The organism is Maribacter spongiicola (genome assembly GCF_052119685.1).
GTDB lineage: Bacteria > Bacteroidota > Bacteroidia > Flavobacteriales > Flavobacteriaceae > Maribacter > Maribacter spongiicola_A.
The window spans coordinates 110,561-126,489 of record NZ_JBGQOO010000005.1 but is presented as its reverse complement, the minus strand read 5'-3'; the positions used below and the strand labels follow the sequence as shown (position 1 = coordinate 126,489).

Here is a 15,929-nt window from a genome sequence, read left to right as displayed (position 1 = left end):
ATGGTTAAAGAAACAATTGATTTTGTAAGGGCACATTATGAATCTGAGAAATTTATTCCTCTTCACGAGCCCTATTTTGCTGGAAAAGAAAAAGACTATTTAAATGAATGTATTGATACTACTTTTGTTTCAAGTGTAGGTAAATTTGTAGATAAGTTCGAAGAAGATATTGCTAGGTTTACCGGTGCCAATTATGCAATAGCAACAGTAAACGGTACGGCAGCTTTACATATCGCCTTACAATTGGCAGGGGTTTTACAAGAAGATGAGGTAATCACTCAATCTTTAACTTTTATTGCCACCTGTAATGCTATTAGCTATATTGGCGCGCACCCAATTTTTGTAGATGTAGATCTATCAACAATGGGTTTGTCACCAGAAAAGCTAAAACATTTTTTGACCAATGAAACTGTCATGATTAATGGTCAATGTGTAAATAAAAGCACCAAAAGAATTATAAAGGCTGTTGTGCCTATGCACACCTTTGGTATGCCAATAAATCTAGATGATTTAAAAACCGTTTGTGATTCTTATAATATTAAGATTGTAGAAGATGCTGCAGAGTCTTTAGGAAGTTACCAAAACAATAAACATACAGGCACCAAGGGATTACTGGGTACATTAAGTTTTAATGGCAATAAAACGATTACAACTGGCGGTGGAGGTATGATTATAACTAATGATGAAACATTAGCTAAAAAAGCAAAGCATATAACTACAACAGCTAAAATACCTCACAGGTGGGATTTTAATCATGACCAAGTAGGTTATAATTATAGAATGCCAAATATAAATGCGGCTCTAGGCTGTGCACAACTTGAGAATCTGCCAGAAATATTAAAAAATAAGCGAAATCTAGCTCTCAAGTATAATGATTTTTTTAATGATAAGCCAGCTCGTTTTGTTACCGAACCTGAAAATACTACAGCTAATTATTGGTTGAATGCCATAGTTTTAGATAATGCCTCAGAAAGAGATGAGTTTTTAACGGTCACTAATAATGCTGGAGTAATGACAAGACCAATTTGGAAACTAATGAGCGGACTACCGATGTTTCAAAAAGCTCAAAAAGGAAATCTTGAAAATTCGATTTGGCTTGAAGAACGAGTAATTAATATACCAAGTAGTGTCAAAAGATAAGAATATATATTTTCTAGGTTATTCAGGTCATGCTTATGTAGCTATTGATGTCGCGAAGGCTGGTAGTTTTTCTGTCATGGGTTATTTTGATAAGCAAGAAAATAAACATGACCCTTACAAAATTGAATATTTAGGAAATGAAGAAGAACTAGACTTAAAAGACTTAGTAAAAGAAGCTTATGTGTTTCCTGCTATGGGGTCCAATGCTATTAGAAAAAAATTACATTCCTTACTTGAATATTTAAATATTGAACAAACAGTTTTAGTACACCCAACAGCATTTGTTTCTGAATCTGCAATTATAGGACTATCTACCTTAATAAATCCGAATACAGTTGTCAATGCTTTAGCAAAAATTGGAAAAGCCTGCATTTTAAATACAGGAAGTATAATAGAACATGAGTGCATAATAGATGATTATTCACATATTGCACCAGGAGCTGTATTGGCCGGTAATGTTCAAGTAGGGAAAAATTGCTTTGTAGGGGCCAACGCAGTAATTAAACAGGGTGTGAAAATTACTGATAATGTAATTATTGGCGCAGGCTCTGTTGTGTTAAAAAATATAAGGGAAGAAGGAACATGGGTGGGTAACCCAGCAAAATTACTTTTAAAATGAATACAGAAAGGGTATTAATAATAGCTGAAGCTGGTGTTAATCATAATGGTGATATAGAATTAGCCAAAAAACTAATTGATGCAGCAGCAGATGCGGGTGTTGATTATGTTAAGTTTCAAACCTTTAACTCTAAAAAACTGGTTAGTAAGTCTGCTCAAAAAGCTGATTATCAAAAAGAGAATACTAATGACGCAATAGAATCTCAGTTAAAAATGTTGCAAAGGTTAGAATTAAGTAAAGAAAATCATTTGGTACTGATAGAGTATTGTAAAACTAAAAATATTCGATTTTTATCTACTGCGTTTGATTTGGACAGTATTGATTTTCTTCATCAATTGAATATTGATCTATGGAAAGTCCCATCTGGTGAAATAACTAACCTACCTTATCTAAGAAAGCTAGGAAGTTTAGGAAAGCCAGTTATTATTTCAACTGGTATGGCTGAGATGCAAGAAATCGATGACGCAATTAAGGTAATTATTTCGGCTGGTACCGATAGTGATAATATTACAGTTTTGCATTGTAATACAGAATATCCAACACCAATGCATGATGTAAACCTAACTGCAATGAATACAATAAAAGATGTATTCAACGTGCCTGTAGGATATTCTGATCATACACTTGGTATTGAAATTCCTATTGCAGCAGTAGCTCTAGGTGCTAAAGTAATAGAAAAGCACTTTACTTTGGATAAAACGATGGAAGGTCCTGATCATAAAGCATCCTTAGAACCTTCTGAATTAAAAGCTATGGTACATGCCATTAGAAATATAGAACAAGCCATGGGTAATGGAGTAAAGACACCAAGCCCAAGCGAATCAAAAAATAAACCTATTGCGCGTAAGAGTATTGTAGCAAACAAGGATATTTCTAAAGGGGAAATTTTCAATGAAAATAACATAACCGTAAAGCGGCCAGGTACAGGAATTTCCCCTATGAAATGGGATGAAATTATTGGTAAACCTGCAACCAAAAATTATAAAGCTGACGAGTTAATATGAGAAAAATCGCGGTTATTACAGGTACTAGGGCTGAATATGGTCTGTTAAAGCCGTTAATTAAAGCAATTGATAGTGCTGAAAATTTACAGCTTCAACTTCTTGTAACGGGTATGCACTTAATGCCTGAATTCGGTAATACATATCTTCAAATAGTTAAAGATGGTTTTACTATTGATGCTAAAATAGAAGATGGCTTAAAAGGCGATAGTGCCTTAGATATATCTAAGGCCGTAGGCCAAGCTACAATTGGTTTTGCAAAAACGTTTAGTGAATTAAAACCTGAGTTAATTGTAGTTTTGGGTGATCGTAGCGAAATATTGGCAGGTGTAACTGCCGCAGTAATCAGTAATATTCCGGTAGCTCATATTCATGGTGGCGAAACAACAGAAGGGGCTTATGATGAGTTTATAAGGCACGCAATAACTAAAATGAGTCATTTGCATTTTGCAAGTTGTGAGGTGTATAGAAAAAGAATTATACAGCTAGGTGAGCAACCTCATACTGTTTTTAATGTTGGAGCCATTGGTATTGATAGTATTAGAAATCTTCAATTGATGGATAAACTCTCATTTGAAGAATCTATTTTTAAAACACTTGATAAAAAGGCAGTTTTAATTACCTTTCATCCGGTTACTATGGAGAATTCTACGGCCCAGGTACAATTCAACGAGTTATTGATGGCTTTAGATGATTTGAAAGAGACAACTTTAATATTTACTAAACCAAATTCAGATAAGGGCGGTAAGACTATTATAGAAATGATAGACTCATATGTAGAAAATAACGCTGAAAAAGCAATAAGTTTTACATCATTAGGGCAACTTAGATATCTTTCTGCTTTAAAACATGTAAACTTTGTAATCGGAAATTCTTCTAGTGGAATACTTGAAGTTCCTTATTTTCATATTCCTACTATTAATATTGGAGATAGGCAGAAAGGAAGAGTAGCGCCGATGAGTGTCATACATTGTGAGCCAACCGCACATGAAATTTTATTAGCCATTTCAAAAAGTACAAATAAGAAATTTTTAGATGACATTCGAAATCAAGAACTATTATTTGGTAATGGCGATGCTACAAATAAAATATTAAACCAACTTATTACATTCGATAATCAAAATCTTAAAAAGTCATTTTACGATTTAAAACCAACCTGTTTTGAGAAACTTTAGAGAACATTTACTACCTACACAAAGCACTATTAGAGAAGCGCTTATTAAATTACAAGATTTGGCTAAGGATGCCATTTTATTTGTTGTTGACAAAGACGATAAACTTTTGGGGTCACTTACCGATGGTGATATTAGAAGGGGTTTAATAAATGGCGTTGAAGTATCTGGTATAGTGAATAAAATTATTCAACCGAATCCTAAGTTTATAAGAAAGGGAGAGAAAAATCTTGAAAAAATTATTGAATATAGAGAAGGCAATTATAGAATTTTACCAGTTTTAGATAATAATGATTTAGTAGTAAACGTTATTAATTTCAGAATAATTCGCTCTTATTTACCTGTAGATGCTGTTATTATGGCCGGTGGTAAAGGAACAAGATTACGACCACTAACCGAGAATACACCAAAACCGTTATTAAAAGTTGGTGATAAACCAATTATGGAGCATAATCTAGATAGACTTGCGCTTTATGGAATTGATGATTTTTGGGTATCTGTAAAATATTTAGGAGAACAGATAGAAGATTATTTTGGAGATGGTAGTAATAAAAGTATTAATCTAAGATATGTTTGGGAAGATAAACCGTTAGGTACAATTGGTGCAGTGTCAAAAATCAATGATTTTTCACATGATTATGTATTATTAACCAACTCAGACCTTTTAACTAATTTAGATTATGAACATTTCTTTCTAAATTTTAAAAAGACAGATGCAGACTTAGCTGTAGTTACTATACCTTATCAGGTTAATATACCATATGCGGTTTTAGAAACTAGTAATGGCCATGTAGTAAATTTTAAAGAAAAACCAACTTATACATACTATTCAAACGGGGGTATTTATTTAATTAAAAAAACAGCACTTAATTACTTGCCAAAAGAAGATTTTTTCAACGCAACTGACCTGATGGAGAAATTAATAGCCGAAGGTAAAAAAGTAATGTCCTATCCTTTATCTGGTTATTGGTTGGATATAGGGAAACATGAAGATTTCGAAAAAGCGCAAAGAGACCTTCAACAAATAAAATTTTAAATGAATATATTAATTACATTGTGTGGAAGAGGAGGCTCTAAGGGTATACCCGGTAAAAATATCAAAGAGCTAAACGGAACGCCTTTATTAGCGTATTCAATTAAGCATGCTAAAGAATTCGCAAAAGCCCACGGTAATGTAGATATTTTACTTTCTACCGACGATAAGGCTATTAAAGAAGTTGCCTCTTCATTTGGTTTAGAAACAGAATATGTTAGGCCAAACTATTTGGCCAACGATACCATTGGTAAAATTGATGTTTTAAAAGATGCAATAAAATTTCAAGAAAACAAGAATCAAAAAGAATACGATATTCTTCTTGACCTTGATATTACTTCTCCATTAAGAACTCAGAATGATTTAAATGAAGGTCTTAATAAACTTTTGGCTGATGATAGGGCCATTAACCTGTTTTCAGTTTCTAAACCGCACAAAAACCCTTATTTTAACGTAGTAGAAGATTCTGATAATGGCTATTGTAAACTGGTATGCCCAAGTGATACAAGATCAAGACAAACAGCCCCACAAGTGTTTGACATGAATGCTTCTTTTTATTTTTATCGTAGAACCTTTTTTGAAAACGGTTGTAAATCAGCGATTACAGAAAGAAGTTTATACTATGTAATGAATCATATTTGTTTTGACTTAGACGAGCCATTAGATTTTGATATGATGGAATATCTTTTGGCTAATGATAAATTAGGAATGACTTTATGAGGGTATTAATCATAGGTCTTGGTTCTATTGCTACAAAACATATTGCAGCCTTAAAAATAATTGAACCTAGTACTAAGTTTTATGCATTTCGCTCTTCTACCAATGTTAAAACAGTAGAAGGAATCATAAATGTTTTTTCTTTAAACGAATTAGAAAATATTGTATTTGATTTTGCAATTATCTCTAACCCTACATCTGAACATAAAAATAGTATCGAGAGCCTAATACCGAAGAACATTCCACTATTTATTGAGAAACCATTATTTTCTGAATTGGGTAATGATAAAGTGCTTAAAGAAATAGAAGATAAGAATATTACAACATATGTTGCTTGTAACTTAAGATTTTTGGGTTGTTTACAGTTTGTAAAAGACTTTATAAAAGATAAGAGAATCAATGAAGTAAATATGTATTGCGGGTCATATTTACCAGACTGGAGACCAGCTGTAGATTACAGAACAACATATAGTGCTAACAAAGAATTGGGTGGTGGCGTACATATCGATTTAATACATGAAATTGATTATGCTTATTGGTTATTTGGAAAGCCAGAAAAGATAAATAAGGTTTTTTCAAGTAAGTCTTCATTAGATATTAATTCTTTTGATTATGCCAATTATGTTTTAGAGTATACTAATTGTAATGTAAGTATTGTACTTAATTATTTTCGTAGAGACCCTAAACGAACATTAGAAATTGTTTGTGAAAACGAAACATTGACGATTGATATATTAAAAAATAAAGTGCTTAAAAATCAAGAAGAGATTTATAGCTCTACTCATACAATCCTTAATACTTATGAAGGTCAATTACGATTTTTTATAAATGAAGTATTAGAAAATTCCACTAAGTTCAATACTGCAAAAGAAGCTTACGAAATATTGAAAATATGTTTACAGAACGACTAAAAAATAAGGTAATTATAGTAACAGGTGGTAGCGGGTTAATAGGTCAGCCAATTTTAGAGCACCTAAAGAATAATCAAGCCATTGTTATTAATGCTGATATCAATGCTGACACAAATATTGATGGAGGAAATTATAAATGTGATGTAACTTCAGAACAATCTATATTAGAATTAATTGAAGAGGTATACAAAAAGCATGGTAGAATAGATGGTCTTGTAAATAATGCCTACCCTAGAACTAATGACTGGGGAAGCAAGTTTGAAGATGTACCTTTAGAGTCTTGGCGAAAAAATGTAGACATGCAAATGAATAGTGTATTTTTTATGTGTCAGCAGGTTTTAAAAATAATGAAAGAACAAGGTTCTGGATCAATAGTGAACATTGCCTCAATTTATGGTGTTGTTGGTAATGATTTTACTGTTTATGAAGGTTATGGAGGTACGTCTCCAGCAGCATATTCTGCTATAAAAGGTGGACTCATCAATTTCACTAGATACCTAGCTTCTTACTACGGTAAGTATAACGTACGTATTAACTGTGTTTCGCCTGGGGGTATTAAAGATGCACAACACCCTTCATTTATAGAACGATATGAAGATAAATCACCATTAAAAAGATTAGGCCGTCCAGAAGAAATAGCACCTGCAATTACATTTTTATTGTCAGAAGAAGCATCATTTATTACTGGGCACAACTTAATGGTAGATGGTGGTTGGACTGCTATATAATATCTAAGATTTAAGTTCGTTTGAGTAGTATATGTCTTACCTATGAAAACCAACATTTTTTCACTTTCAATCATCTTTTTTATACTCCTATATAGCTGCAAAACAGATGATGTTACAGAAGCGGAAGATTCGGAAGAAATGTGTCCAAGAAATGTTGAAATAGGTTTAGAGGCTTTAACAGCTAACGGTGCTACCATTAAATGGTTAGAGACCCAAGGCTTCGCTTCAAATTTTGAATATGGCGAGAAAGGCTTTATATTAGGTACAGGTATTAAAGGAAATACATCAGATGAGAATGTTACTCTAGAAGATTTACAACCAGATACGGAATATGATTTTTACCTGCAATCTATTTGTAGCGCTGAGATTACAGGAGAGTTCACCTCCAATCCGTACACATTTACCACGTTAACTTGTTATGAGCTAAATTCTGATAATTTAGGATTTATAGGTTATGTAGAAAATGGTGATTTTAATGCTTTTTGGTTACCGAAGAGAACTGCAGATGAATGGCAAGTTGCCTTTTTAGTCAATGGCAATAGTAATCCCACTGAAGAGCAGATTTATACGTTAGAGAATAATGTTAATCGTTTTAATTTTCCAGAGATTGAACCATTTGTTGAATATACTTTTTTTGTAAGGGGAAAATGTAATAATACTTATGGTGATTGGGTTACAAAAAATATAAATACTGGCGATGAGAATCTAACATCACCTTGCGTTGTCAATACAACACTCGTAAATAATGATGGTTATGATATTACTTTTTATGTAGATAATCAGACTTATTATAGTGTTGAGATTGTAGAAGAGAATTTTGAAAAAGAAAAGAATTCTTCTTTTAACATTAATAAACAAACTTTTCATAACGAATACTCAGATTATATAAAAGCAGATACTAATTATGATGTTTTTGTTCGTGTAGAATGCGGTTCTTCTTATTCAGAATATTCAAAGGTTTTAACTTATATTTCTCCATTTGCCAATGTTGTATTCATTGCTGAAGGCACAATTATGGATGATCAACTACAATTAAGCTGGTACGATTTTCGTTATGGTTTCAATTATGAATATTGTCAATCTTACGATCAAGTAGTTTATGAAATTGAATTCGGTCTAAAGGGTTTTATAGAAGGCGAAGGAGTTTTGATTGAAACAGAAGCTGTGTCTACCGCAGGAAGTTTTTCTTATAACTTACCCTTAAATGTTTTAGAATCGGGCAGTACTTATGAGTTCTCCATTCGTTCAGTTGTCAATGGTAATAGTAAAAGTGGATGGAATTCTCAAAATAGTGGAGCCTGTAATCAATCTAATACCGGGCGATTTGTTTTTACACCACTCTAAAAGTGAATAAGATAGTTTTTGTTTCAGTATTTTTACAGAAACATTGAATAATTTTTATACTTGGTGACGTCTAAAAAACAGTTAATCAGAATTATACTTTCGATCATTTTGGTGTTGCTTTTCGTTTTTCAGATTAAAAAAAGAAACAAGCAAATAAAGGAACGTAATAATCTACAACAGGAAATTCAAAATTCTAGTAGTCCCTATGCTAAACTATTAAATCAGCGTAGTATTTATAGAGATAGTACCTATAGCGTCTATGTAGCTCTTATAAATACAAATAAAGAATTAGTAATTCTTAAACGAGATTCGTTGAATAATATGCAGCGCAAAAGTAAATTCTTTGTGCATCTATACCCTAAAGACATCAAAAATATAGAAAGTAGCGCTAATCATAATGCAATCGATTTTAACAGTAATTTTTCTTCCTTCGTTATAAATGACCATTTATATAATGTTGCACACACAATATTACCTGATTACGAAATAGAAAAACTTAACTTGGGTCAATATGGTTATAAGGGTAATAATAATGTCAATTATAAAATATCTCAATTAATTGATGGCAGAAAAGTGGCTATTATTTTAAAAGAGAATAAAGAAAGCATTGAAAATTTTAAAGACATAGATAAATCATTTTGATAGATTAATATGACCGGTTTAATAAAGAAAATAAAATTTGATAATAAAGCAGACCGTCTAGGTCCAGATTGTCCTTTCTCACATTGGAAATTGTTTTTCAAGAAATCAATGCAAGCAACATGCAACAAAAAATTTGAATATTTTGGAAAAGGTGCAGAGTTTAGACCTTATGCATATGCTATAAATTGTTCAAAAATAAGTATTGGTGAAAAAGTAGTTATTAGACCCGGTAGCATGTTGTTTGCAGATATTAGAAACCCCAATAAAGGTAGAATTATTATTGAAGATATGGCTTTAGTGGGATCAGGAGTGCATATCTATGTTTCTAACCATAGGTTTGGAAAATTTAATACTCCAATAATCGATCAAGGACACTTTGATGCTTTTGATACAATAATTAAAACAGGGGCGTGGATTGGTGCAAATAGTATTTTATTGCCAGGCGTTACTGTGGGTAAGAATAGTATTGTAGGGGCAGGTAGTATTGTTACCAAAGACGTGCCTGATAATACAGTAGTAGCAGGTAACCCAGCTAGAATTTTAAAGACCTTGTCTTGAGGAATAGTATAGAAAGTGTTTTAACTAGAGGTATATCTATTCTATCTAAATTTCTACTTTTAGGGTATTTAGCGAAAATACTTTCGTTAGAGGATTATGGGAGCTTTCAACTTATTAGCTATTTTATTATGATTTCTACCTCTATTTTTGGCTTAGAATATTATAATATTAGTAATAGAAATATTGTAAAGGCCGATACTAAGGATGAAATTTATATAGGTCATTTGCGGTTCTTTTATACCCTTTCTCCGCTGATATTTATTTTACAAATTTTAGTTTTTTTAGCTCTTTTCCCTAGTGAACTTATTACTTTGAGTAATATTTTTCTCATTTTAATTATTGGAATATTAGATTATTTTTCACAAGAGGCTTATCGGTATTTCATGATTAATAAATTATATAGAAAGGGCAATGTTCAACTAATTTATAAAAGTGGATTTTTTATCATTCTTATTCTTTTGTATGAGTTTTTCTTTTTAGATATCGATTTTAAGGTACTGTTACAAATACTATTATTATCATATATCATATTGTTTTTGGTGGTATATAAAGTGTTTTCCAAGCATCTTTTTCAGTTTACGCTTAAAAATTTCAAATATCTTAAGTTTAGTGAATTAAAGAAAATTTTGACCGAATTAACCCCATTTCTTTTGCTTATTTTTTTTCTAAAAGGAATTGAGTTCTTTGATAAGTTTTTAATTGGAAAACAAGTTGGTCTAGAAGAGACAGGTATTTATTCTTTCTTATTTTCTATGGCTTCAGTTTTAGGAGTGTTTGTAATAAGTGGTTTTTATATTATTTATCTACCACAACTAATAGATAATTTTAAAAGAGATAAAAAAGAATTTAAAAAAGTTTTTTTTAAATTTTCTATGCTCACTGTAACTACCAGTATAGTAATAGCTATAGTTATTGTATTTATCAGCCCGTATGTGTTTGAAATAATAGACAAAGAAATTATGTTAAAGCATATAGATGTTTTATACTTGCTTTTAATCGGGTTTGTTTTGCATAATACTTCACTCATTCCTCACGTATTTTTGTACGTTTGTCATGATGAAAGAAAAATAAGTTTAATTATGGGTTGTGCTTTTATCGTTAACCTTGTATTAAATTTATTTATGATTCCTGAATTTGGAATAATGGGTGCGGGGTATAGTTTTGTAATTACTTATATAGTTGTTTTAGTGTTCAAATCTATAAGAGCAATAATGAAATGGAAAAAAGTAGTTGTTTAATAGTTTTTGAAACCTCTATGGAGAAGAGGTACGCTCAAATGGCAGAAATACATGGTTTTACTTTGTATACTGTTGGACTAACCAATGATTGGAAGAATAGTTTCAAAGACAACTTAAAGATTCGCATAAATTCAAAAGAACTTCTGAATCAAAAAAGAGTTTTATTGATTCAGTTTTTAAAGAATAATGATTTTAAAAACATATATCTTTCTAATGCAGAAGGTTACATTAGCAAAAATTTTATTCCGGTAATACGAAAAGAGATTCTTAGTGCAAAAGTGATTGCATTCCAACATGGTCTTTTTCCACTGAAATATTCTGTTTATAAAGAGATATCAAGAAATTTAATTAATTCAATAGTTCATAAATTTACTGGTATATTTCCATTGGGTTCAGGTTTTGGAGGTATAACCTTAGATAGATACTATGTGTATTCAGAACGAGAGAAACAATTTCTGGTTTCCAAAAGAGGTTGGAGTCCTGATGCTATTACGGTAGATATTAAATTTATAAAACCAGAGGTATATCAACAATTTGTTTTTCTTAAAAAGAATAAAAACGAAGAGACTCTAACAGCTGTATTTTTATTACAAGGTTTATTCGTAGCTGGTCTTTGTTCTGAAGACTATGAGTTGAAGTTAATAGAGGAAACAATTAATTATTTGTCAAAAAAGTATAATAGAGTTTTAATAAAAGAACATCCAGCTTGTGAAGGAAGATTAAAGAAGATTAATCTTCCAGAAAATGTCAGTGAAGAGTCAAATTTATTTGAGTCGTTTTCAAAAGCAGATGACGCTTATAGTTTTTTTTCTACAGCATTAATCGACGCTAAAGTTTTTAATTTAAAGACTGTAGGAATTAGTTCTAAGAATATTAAAGTAGGCAAAGAAATATATGATAATTTTGATTTAAACATTGATTTTGAAAAAGATATCGCTTCCTAAATTATGTGTTGGTTTACTTTTACTTTCACTTCCTTTTAATTTTATTGCTTTTAGTGGTCTAGGAAATGTTTATTCATCAACATTAACAATTTTCAGTTTATTCCTTTTGCTTATTGGTGTTCTATTTAACAGAATATTTTCTAAGAGAGATATTATTCTAAGTATTTTAGTTTTTACAACACTCTTGTTATTCACTATTGTAAATGTTGTATTTGATGTTGGGCAGGGACTTAAAATGCAATTGATTTTTGCCGTAATATATTTTCAAAGTTTTCTGGTTTTCATAATCTCTTATTACGCCTTAGACAAGGTGAAATTGGATTATGTGTTTAAGCTTTATTTAATTGTTGGATTGTTGTTATTTATTAGAATGGCAATGGAGGAACCTCAAAATATTTTTGGATTTAGCGTTGTCAGGGGGCAAAGAATAGAGGCTAATTTTGCTGGTGCTGTTAATAATTTTGCCTTGTTAATTGGGTTGTGTGTTATTATAAGTTTTTTTTATATTAAAAATAAAACGCTTAAAGTGCTTTTTTCGATTTCTTCATTATTTGTCCTAATCCTTACAATGTCTAGAGGAGCATTATTAGGTACAATTATAACTTTCTTTATTGTTGCTTTATATGATACCGACTCTAAAACATTAAAAAATTTATTAAGAATCAGTGCTGCAATAACTTTTATAGCAATAATTGGATTGTTCTATTTTGATAAAATAGACTTAGTAGTGACAACTGTTCAAGAACGTTTCTTAGGTGTATTTAGTGGAAAGGCAAGTGTAAAGCAATTTTCATCTGGTAGAGGGATAATTCTTTCTGATATTTATAACAATCATTTTATTAATTCTAGCGTTTTTGAATTTTTATTTGGACATGGAATGGGTAGTATTGAATTCACTGTAAATGGTGCTCTTTATGAATCTTCACATAATATTTTTATGGATTTTGCCTATCGAAATGGTGTATTGTTTCTTTTGTTATATATGTTTTTTTTCCTTTATCTATTATATAAGTTTATTCAATTTAGAAGTAAGGAGAATTTAGCTCTTTTTGGAATATTTATTTTTTTACATTTTGAGCTTTTGGTAAATCCATATTTATTTGCAGTTCAAATGGGTTGGATATATTCCTTTTTTGTAGCTGGATTTTTGGTTAAGCTAAAGGGGAAAAATAACAAAACTTTGGAAAGTTCAGTAGTATGAAATTTATAGGAAAACATATTGATAGTCCAGATTGTACTAAAAATCTTAAGGGTAATATTTTACCATTTATTTTGGGGATAATGCCCATTCTATCTATAGTTTTTGACGAAAAATTTGTACCGCTCTATATATTATCACTTTTGATTGTTTATTTTTTTGAAAATGACAAAAAAAAAAGATATACCCAGAATAAGCTTTTTTTATTACCGTTCATTGTAATGATCAGTGTTTTTTTGATATACACAATAGTTTCAAGTGATATTCTGCTATCTTTAAAAGTTTTAGAAAGACAAATTTCGTTTATCCTAATACCATTTATTATTTGCACATCTAATTGGAACCGACAAAGACTTGTAGTGTTTTTTAAAGTTTTTACTTTTGGCTTATCATTTTTTTGTTTGGTCTCATTTATCATACTTTTTTGGTTCTATATCAATAATTTAGATTGGATCAATACAATGAATCAAGTGCAGAAAAACAATACTTATCTGCTGTTCAAGTACCCTCATTTGGTAGATACTCATCCAACCTATTGGAGCTATCTATTAATTTTTGGTAGTATTATTACATTGGGAAATTGGTTTTTTAGTTTTTACGACAAAAAGTATACTGGATTTATTATGTTATTGATTTTTAATGTAACAATCTTATTATTAGCATCAAGAACACCTATAATTATAAATATCTTAGTTTTTATATATGCTTCTTTTTTATTATTTAAGAATAAGAAAAAAAATATCTCCAAGAAAAAAATTCTTTTAACTTTTATATGCTCTTTAATTATTTTGGTTTTCATAATTCCTAGAATAAATCTTCTAATGGTTAAAACGGCAGACACTCTTAATGATGATAGATTCTATTTATGGCCAATTGCAATTGAACAAATCAAACAAAATTATTATGTATTAGGTGAAGGGTTAGGTATGGGAAATGTAATGCTTAAAGAGTTCATTATTGAAAATGGTGATGTTCGTAAAAACTATACTTCCTTTGATTTACACAATCAGTATTTAAGGCATTTTTTAGATATGGGAGCCTTAGGTTTTTTTGCTTTATTATACTTTATATTTTTTCCAATAACTATTTTAAAAGGGTCATTGATTCAACCAATGTATTTCCAGATAATTGCAATGATTCTCCTTCTTTGTTTAGCTTTAATTACTGAGGCCCCACTATACCGTTTAAAGGGGGTTATGGTTTTCTCTATATTTTATCCTGTTTTTTTAGTTGTAAGTAATCTTCAAATTATTACAGACAATATTGTTCGCAATGAAGAGTTGGGGTTTAAAATAGATTGATACTTTCGCTTGGATAGTGTTTTGTAAATGGAAGTACCAATACTATAGTTTAACTAATTACTTGTAGATATGTTTCTTTGAATTAGGAGTTTATTTAGAAATGTTAAAAGAATTTATTGGCTTTCTAAAAAAAAACTATAATTTCTCTAAATTTTTGGTTGTAGCTTATGTATTTTGAGGCATAACCTTAGATTTGAAGATGATGGTTGAATTAGTTATTTTAACCCTTTTTAAATTCAGTCGAAAAAATTATAAATTTTGAAAATACTTCAAGTAAATAAATATTATCAACCAGATATTGGGGGAGTAGAAACCGTTGTAAAACAATTTGCCGAGAATCTAGGCGAAGGATTTGATGTAACCGTACTTTGTGTTAAAAAAAATTTTTCATTAAAAAAAGACATAGAAATTATTAATGACGTTAAAGTTATTAGATGTGCTTCCTTCGGTACGTTTTGGTCAATGCCTGTGTCTATATCATTTTTTATAACTTTTTTCAAGCTTTATAGAAATTTTGATATTCTTCATTTTCATGAGCCTTTTCCTTTAGCGTCATTACTTTCTTTTTTTATAGGAAAAAGAAATAAGATTGCCGTTACATGGCACAGTGATATTATCAAACAAAAATCGTTAAAAAATATAGTAGAAATTTTCCAAAAAAATCTTTGTAAAAAAGCCACAATCATATTTACTACTTCACCAAATTTATTAGAATACTCTAATATTTTGAAAAAATTTAGAAATAAAGTTTTTATTCTACCTTTAAGTATACCGGTAAATAAATACGTTAGCGATATAGATGATAACTACATTTTGTACCTTGGTAGACTGGCATACTATAAGGGTATTGAAGTTTTATTAAATGCACATGAAATTGCTAAAACAGATTTAGAATTATTGATTGTAGGTAGTGGTGAAAAGGAAATAACTGATATTATTTTAGAACATTGCCATAAATCGAGTAAGAAAATAAGATTTATCAATAGATTTGTATCCGAAGAGGAAAAGGAAGTTTTTTTAAAAAATTGTTCCTTTTTTGTGCTTCCATCTATTGCCGCTAGTGAAGCATTCGCTATTATTCAATTAGAAGCTATGATACAAGGGAAAGCGGTTATAAATACCAACTTGCCAACAGGTGTACCTTTTGTTAGTCAAGACGGTAAAAGTGGCATCACAGTTTCACCAATGGACCATCAGGAATTGGCTGATGCTTTAGATAAATTAGCAGAGAATATTGGTTTAAGGCAAAATTTTGGAAGAAATGGACATAAAAGAGTTCATGAACATTTTTCGGATGACGTAATTATAGAAAAACTAAGAAAGAAATATTTAGAGATTTTCAACTTGTAAATAAATAAAAGTTTAAAACTATTAAGGGTTTTA

16 protein-coding genes are annotated in these 15,929 nt (G+C 30.4%); all 16 read left to right on the top strand.

The features are described from left to right. The 16 genes from ACEN2N_RS10300 (at position 1) to ACEN2N_RS10225 (ending at position 15,896) form a co-directional block, all read left to right on the top strand. Complete coding sequence (locus tag ACEN2N_RS10300; protein ID WP_441824242.1) at positions 1 to 1,140, top strand: LegC family aminotransferase; 1,140 nt, start codon at positions 1 to 3, stop codon at positions 1,138 to 1,140. Beyond that, complete coding sequence (locus ACEN2N_RS10295) at positions 1,127 to 1,759, top strand: acetyltransferase (RefSeq protein WP_441824241.1); 633 nt, start codon at positions 1,127 to 1,129, stop codon at positions 1,757 to 1,759. The genes ACEN2N_RS10300 and ACEN2N_RS10295 overlap by 14 nt, the downstream gene beginning before the upstream one ends. Continuing rightward, a complete protein-coding gene (neuB, locus tag ACEN2N_RS10290) occupies positions 1,756 to 2,763 on the top strand; it encodes an N-acetylneuraminate synthase (protein WP_441824240.1) in 1,008 nt (335 codons plus the stop codon). The genes ACEN2N_RS10295 and neuB overlap by 4 nt, the downstream gene beginning before the upstream one ends. Then, complete coding sequence (gene neuC, locus ACEN2N_RS10285) at positions 2,760 to 3,935, top strand: UDP-N-acetylglucosamine 2-epimerase (RefSeq protein ID WP_441824239.1); 1,176 nt, start codon at positions 2,760 to 2,762, stop codon at positions 3,933 to 3,935. Before neuB ends, neuC begins: the two co-directional genes overlap by 4 nt. After that, positions 3,922 to 4,968 carry a nucleotidyltransferase family protein gene (locus tag ACEN2N_RS10280; RefSeq protein ID WP_441824238.1) on the top strand — a complete coding sequence of 349 codons (1,047 nt, stop codon included), beginning with the start codon at positions 3,922 to 3,924 and terminating at the stop codon, positions 4,966 to 4,968. The genes neuC and ACEN2N_RS10280 overlap by 14 nt, the downstream gene beginning before the upstream one ends. Beyond that, a complete protein-coding gene (locus tag ACEN2N_RS10275) occupies positions 4,969 to 5,685 on the top strand; it encodes an acylneuraminate cytidylyltransferase family protein (RefSeq protein WP_441824237.1) in 717 nt (238 codons plus the stop codon). Beyond that, positions 5,682 to 6,593: a Gfo/Idh/MocA family protein gene (locus tag ACEN2N_RS10270; RefSeq protein WP_441824236.1), complete on the top strand. Its 912-nt coding sequence runs from the start codon at positions 5,682 to 5,684 to the stop codon at positions 6,591 to 6,593. Before ACEN2N_RS10275 ends, ACEN2N_RS10270 begins: the two co-directional genes overlap by 4 nt. Then, complete coding sequence (locus ACEN2N_RS10265; protein ID WP_441824235.1) at positions 6,575 to 7,321, top strand: SDR family oxidoreductase; 747 nt, start codon at positions 6,575 to 6,577, stop codon at positions 7,319 to 7,321. The genes ACEN2N_RS10270 and ACEN2N_RS10265 overlap by 19 nt, the downstream gene beginning before the upstream one ends. Before the next feature lie 42 nt (positions 7,322 to 7,363). Continuing rightward, positions 7,364 to 8,665, top strand: a complete 1,302-nt coding sequence (locus ACEN2N_RS10260; RefSeq protein ID WP_441824234.1) for a fibronectin type III domain-containing protein — start codon at positions 7,364 to 7,366, stop codon at positions 8,663 to 8,665. A gap of 63 nt (positions 8,666 to 8,728) precedes the next feature. Beyond that, positions 8,729 to 9,307 (top strand): hypothetical protein, encoded by a 579-nt coding sequence (locus ACEN2N_RS10255; RefSeq protein ID WP_441824233.1) that lies wholly within the window; start codon positions 8,729 to 8,731, stop codon positions 9,305 to 9,307. Positions 9,308 to 9,316: 9 nt separating this feature from the next. After that, entirely contained in the window at positions 9,317 to 9,865 is a 549-nt protein-coding gene (locus tag ACEN2N_RS10250) for an acyltransferase (RefSeq protein WP_441824232.1), read from the top strand. Continuing rightward, positions 9,862 to 11,103: a hypothetical protein gene (locus ACEN2N_RS10245; RefSeq protein WP_441824231.1), complete on the top strand. Its 1,242-nt coding sequence runs from the start codon at positions 9,862 to 9,864 to the stop codon at positions 11,101 to 11,103. Before ACEN2N_RS10250 ends, ACEN2N_RS10245 begins: the two co-directional genes overlap by 4 nt. Beyond that, positions 11,082 to 12,047 carry a polysialyltransferase family glycosyltransferase gene (locus tag ACEN2N_RS10240; protein WP_441824230.1) on the top strand — a complete coding sequence of 322 codons (966 nt, stop codon included), beginning with the start codon at positions 11,082 to 11,084 and terminating at the stop codon, positions 12,045 to 12,047. The genes ACEN2N_RS10245 and ACEN2N_RS10240 overlap by 22 nt, the downstream gene beginning before the upstream one ends. Continuing rightward, complete coding sequence (locus ACEN2N_RS10235; RefSeq protein ID WP_441824229.1) at positions 12,025 to 13,248, top strand: hypothetical protein; 1,224 nt, start codon at positions 12,025 to 12,027, stop codon at positions 13,246 to 13,248. Before ACEN2N_RS10240 ends, ACEN2N_RS10235 begins: the two co-directional genes overlap by 23 nt. Then, positions 13,245 to 14,546 carry an O-antigen ligase family protein gene (locus ACEN2N_RS10230; RefSeq protein WP_441824228.1) on the top strand — a complete coding sequence of 434 codons (1,302 nt, stop codon included), beginning with the start codon at positions 13,245 to 13,247 and terminating at the stop codon, positions 14,544 to 14,546. The genes ACEN2N_RS10235 and ACEN2N_RS10230 overlap by 4 nt, the downstream gene beginning before the upstream one ends. 258 nt (positions 14,547 to 14,804) lie before the next feature. Continuing rightward, complete coding sequence (locus tag ACEN2N_RS10225) at positions 14,805 to 15,896, top strand: glycosyltransferase (protein WP_441824227.1); 1,092 nt, start codon at positions 14,805 to 14,807, stop codon at positions 15,894 to 15,896. Positions 15,897 to 15,929: the final 33 nt, after the last annotated feature.

Excerpts from the sequence above, each read along its gene's own strand:
- ACEN2N_RS10240 (WP_441824230.1), top strand. The coding sequence starts at position 11,082 with ATGGAAAAAAGTAGTTGTTTAATAGTTTTTGAAACCTCTATGGAGAAG.
- ACEN2N_RS10275 (WP_441824237.1), top strand. The coding sequence starts at position 4,969 with ATGAATATATTAATTACATTGTGTGGAAGAGGAGGCTCTAAGGGTATA.
- ACEN2N_RS10250 (WP_441824232.1), top strand. The coding sequence starts at position 9,317 with ATGACCGGTTTAATAAAGAAAATAAAATTTGATAATAAAGCAGACCGT.
- ACEN2N_RS10300 (WP_441824242.1), top strand. The coding sequence starts at position 1 with ATGGTTAAAGAAACAATTGATTTTGTAAGGGCACATTATGAATCTGAG.
- ACEN2N_RS10270 (WP_441824236.1), top strand. The coding sequence starts at position 5,682 with ATGAGGGTATTAATCATAGGTCTTGGTTCTATTGCTACAAAACATATT.
- ACEN2N_RS10260 (WP_441824234.1), top strand. The coding sequence starts at position 7,364 with ATGAAAACCAACATTTTTTCACTTTCAATCATCTTTTTTATACTCCTA.
- neuC (WP_441824239.1), top strand. The coding sequence starts at position 2,760 with ATGAGAAAAATCGCGGTTATTACAGGTACTAGGGCTGAATATGGTCTG.
- ACEN2N_RS10265 (WP_441824235.1), top strand. The coding sequence starts at position 6,575 with ATGTTTACAGAACGACTAAAAAATAAGGTAATTATAGTAACAGGTGGT.
- ACEN2N_RS10230 (WP_441824228.1), top strand. The coding sequence starts at position 13,245 with ATGAAATTTATAGGAAAACATATTGATAGTCCAGATTGTACTAAAAAT.
- neuB (WP_441824240.1), top strand. The coding sequence starts at position 1,756 with ATGAATACAGAAAGGGTATTAATAATAGCTGAAGCTGGTGTTAATCAT.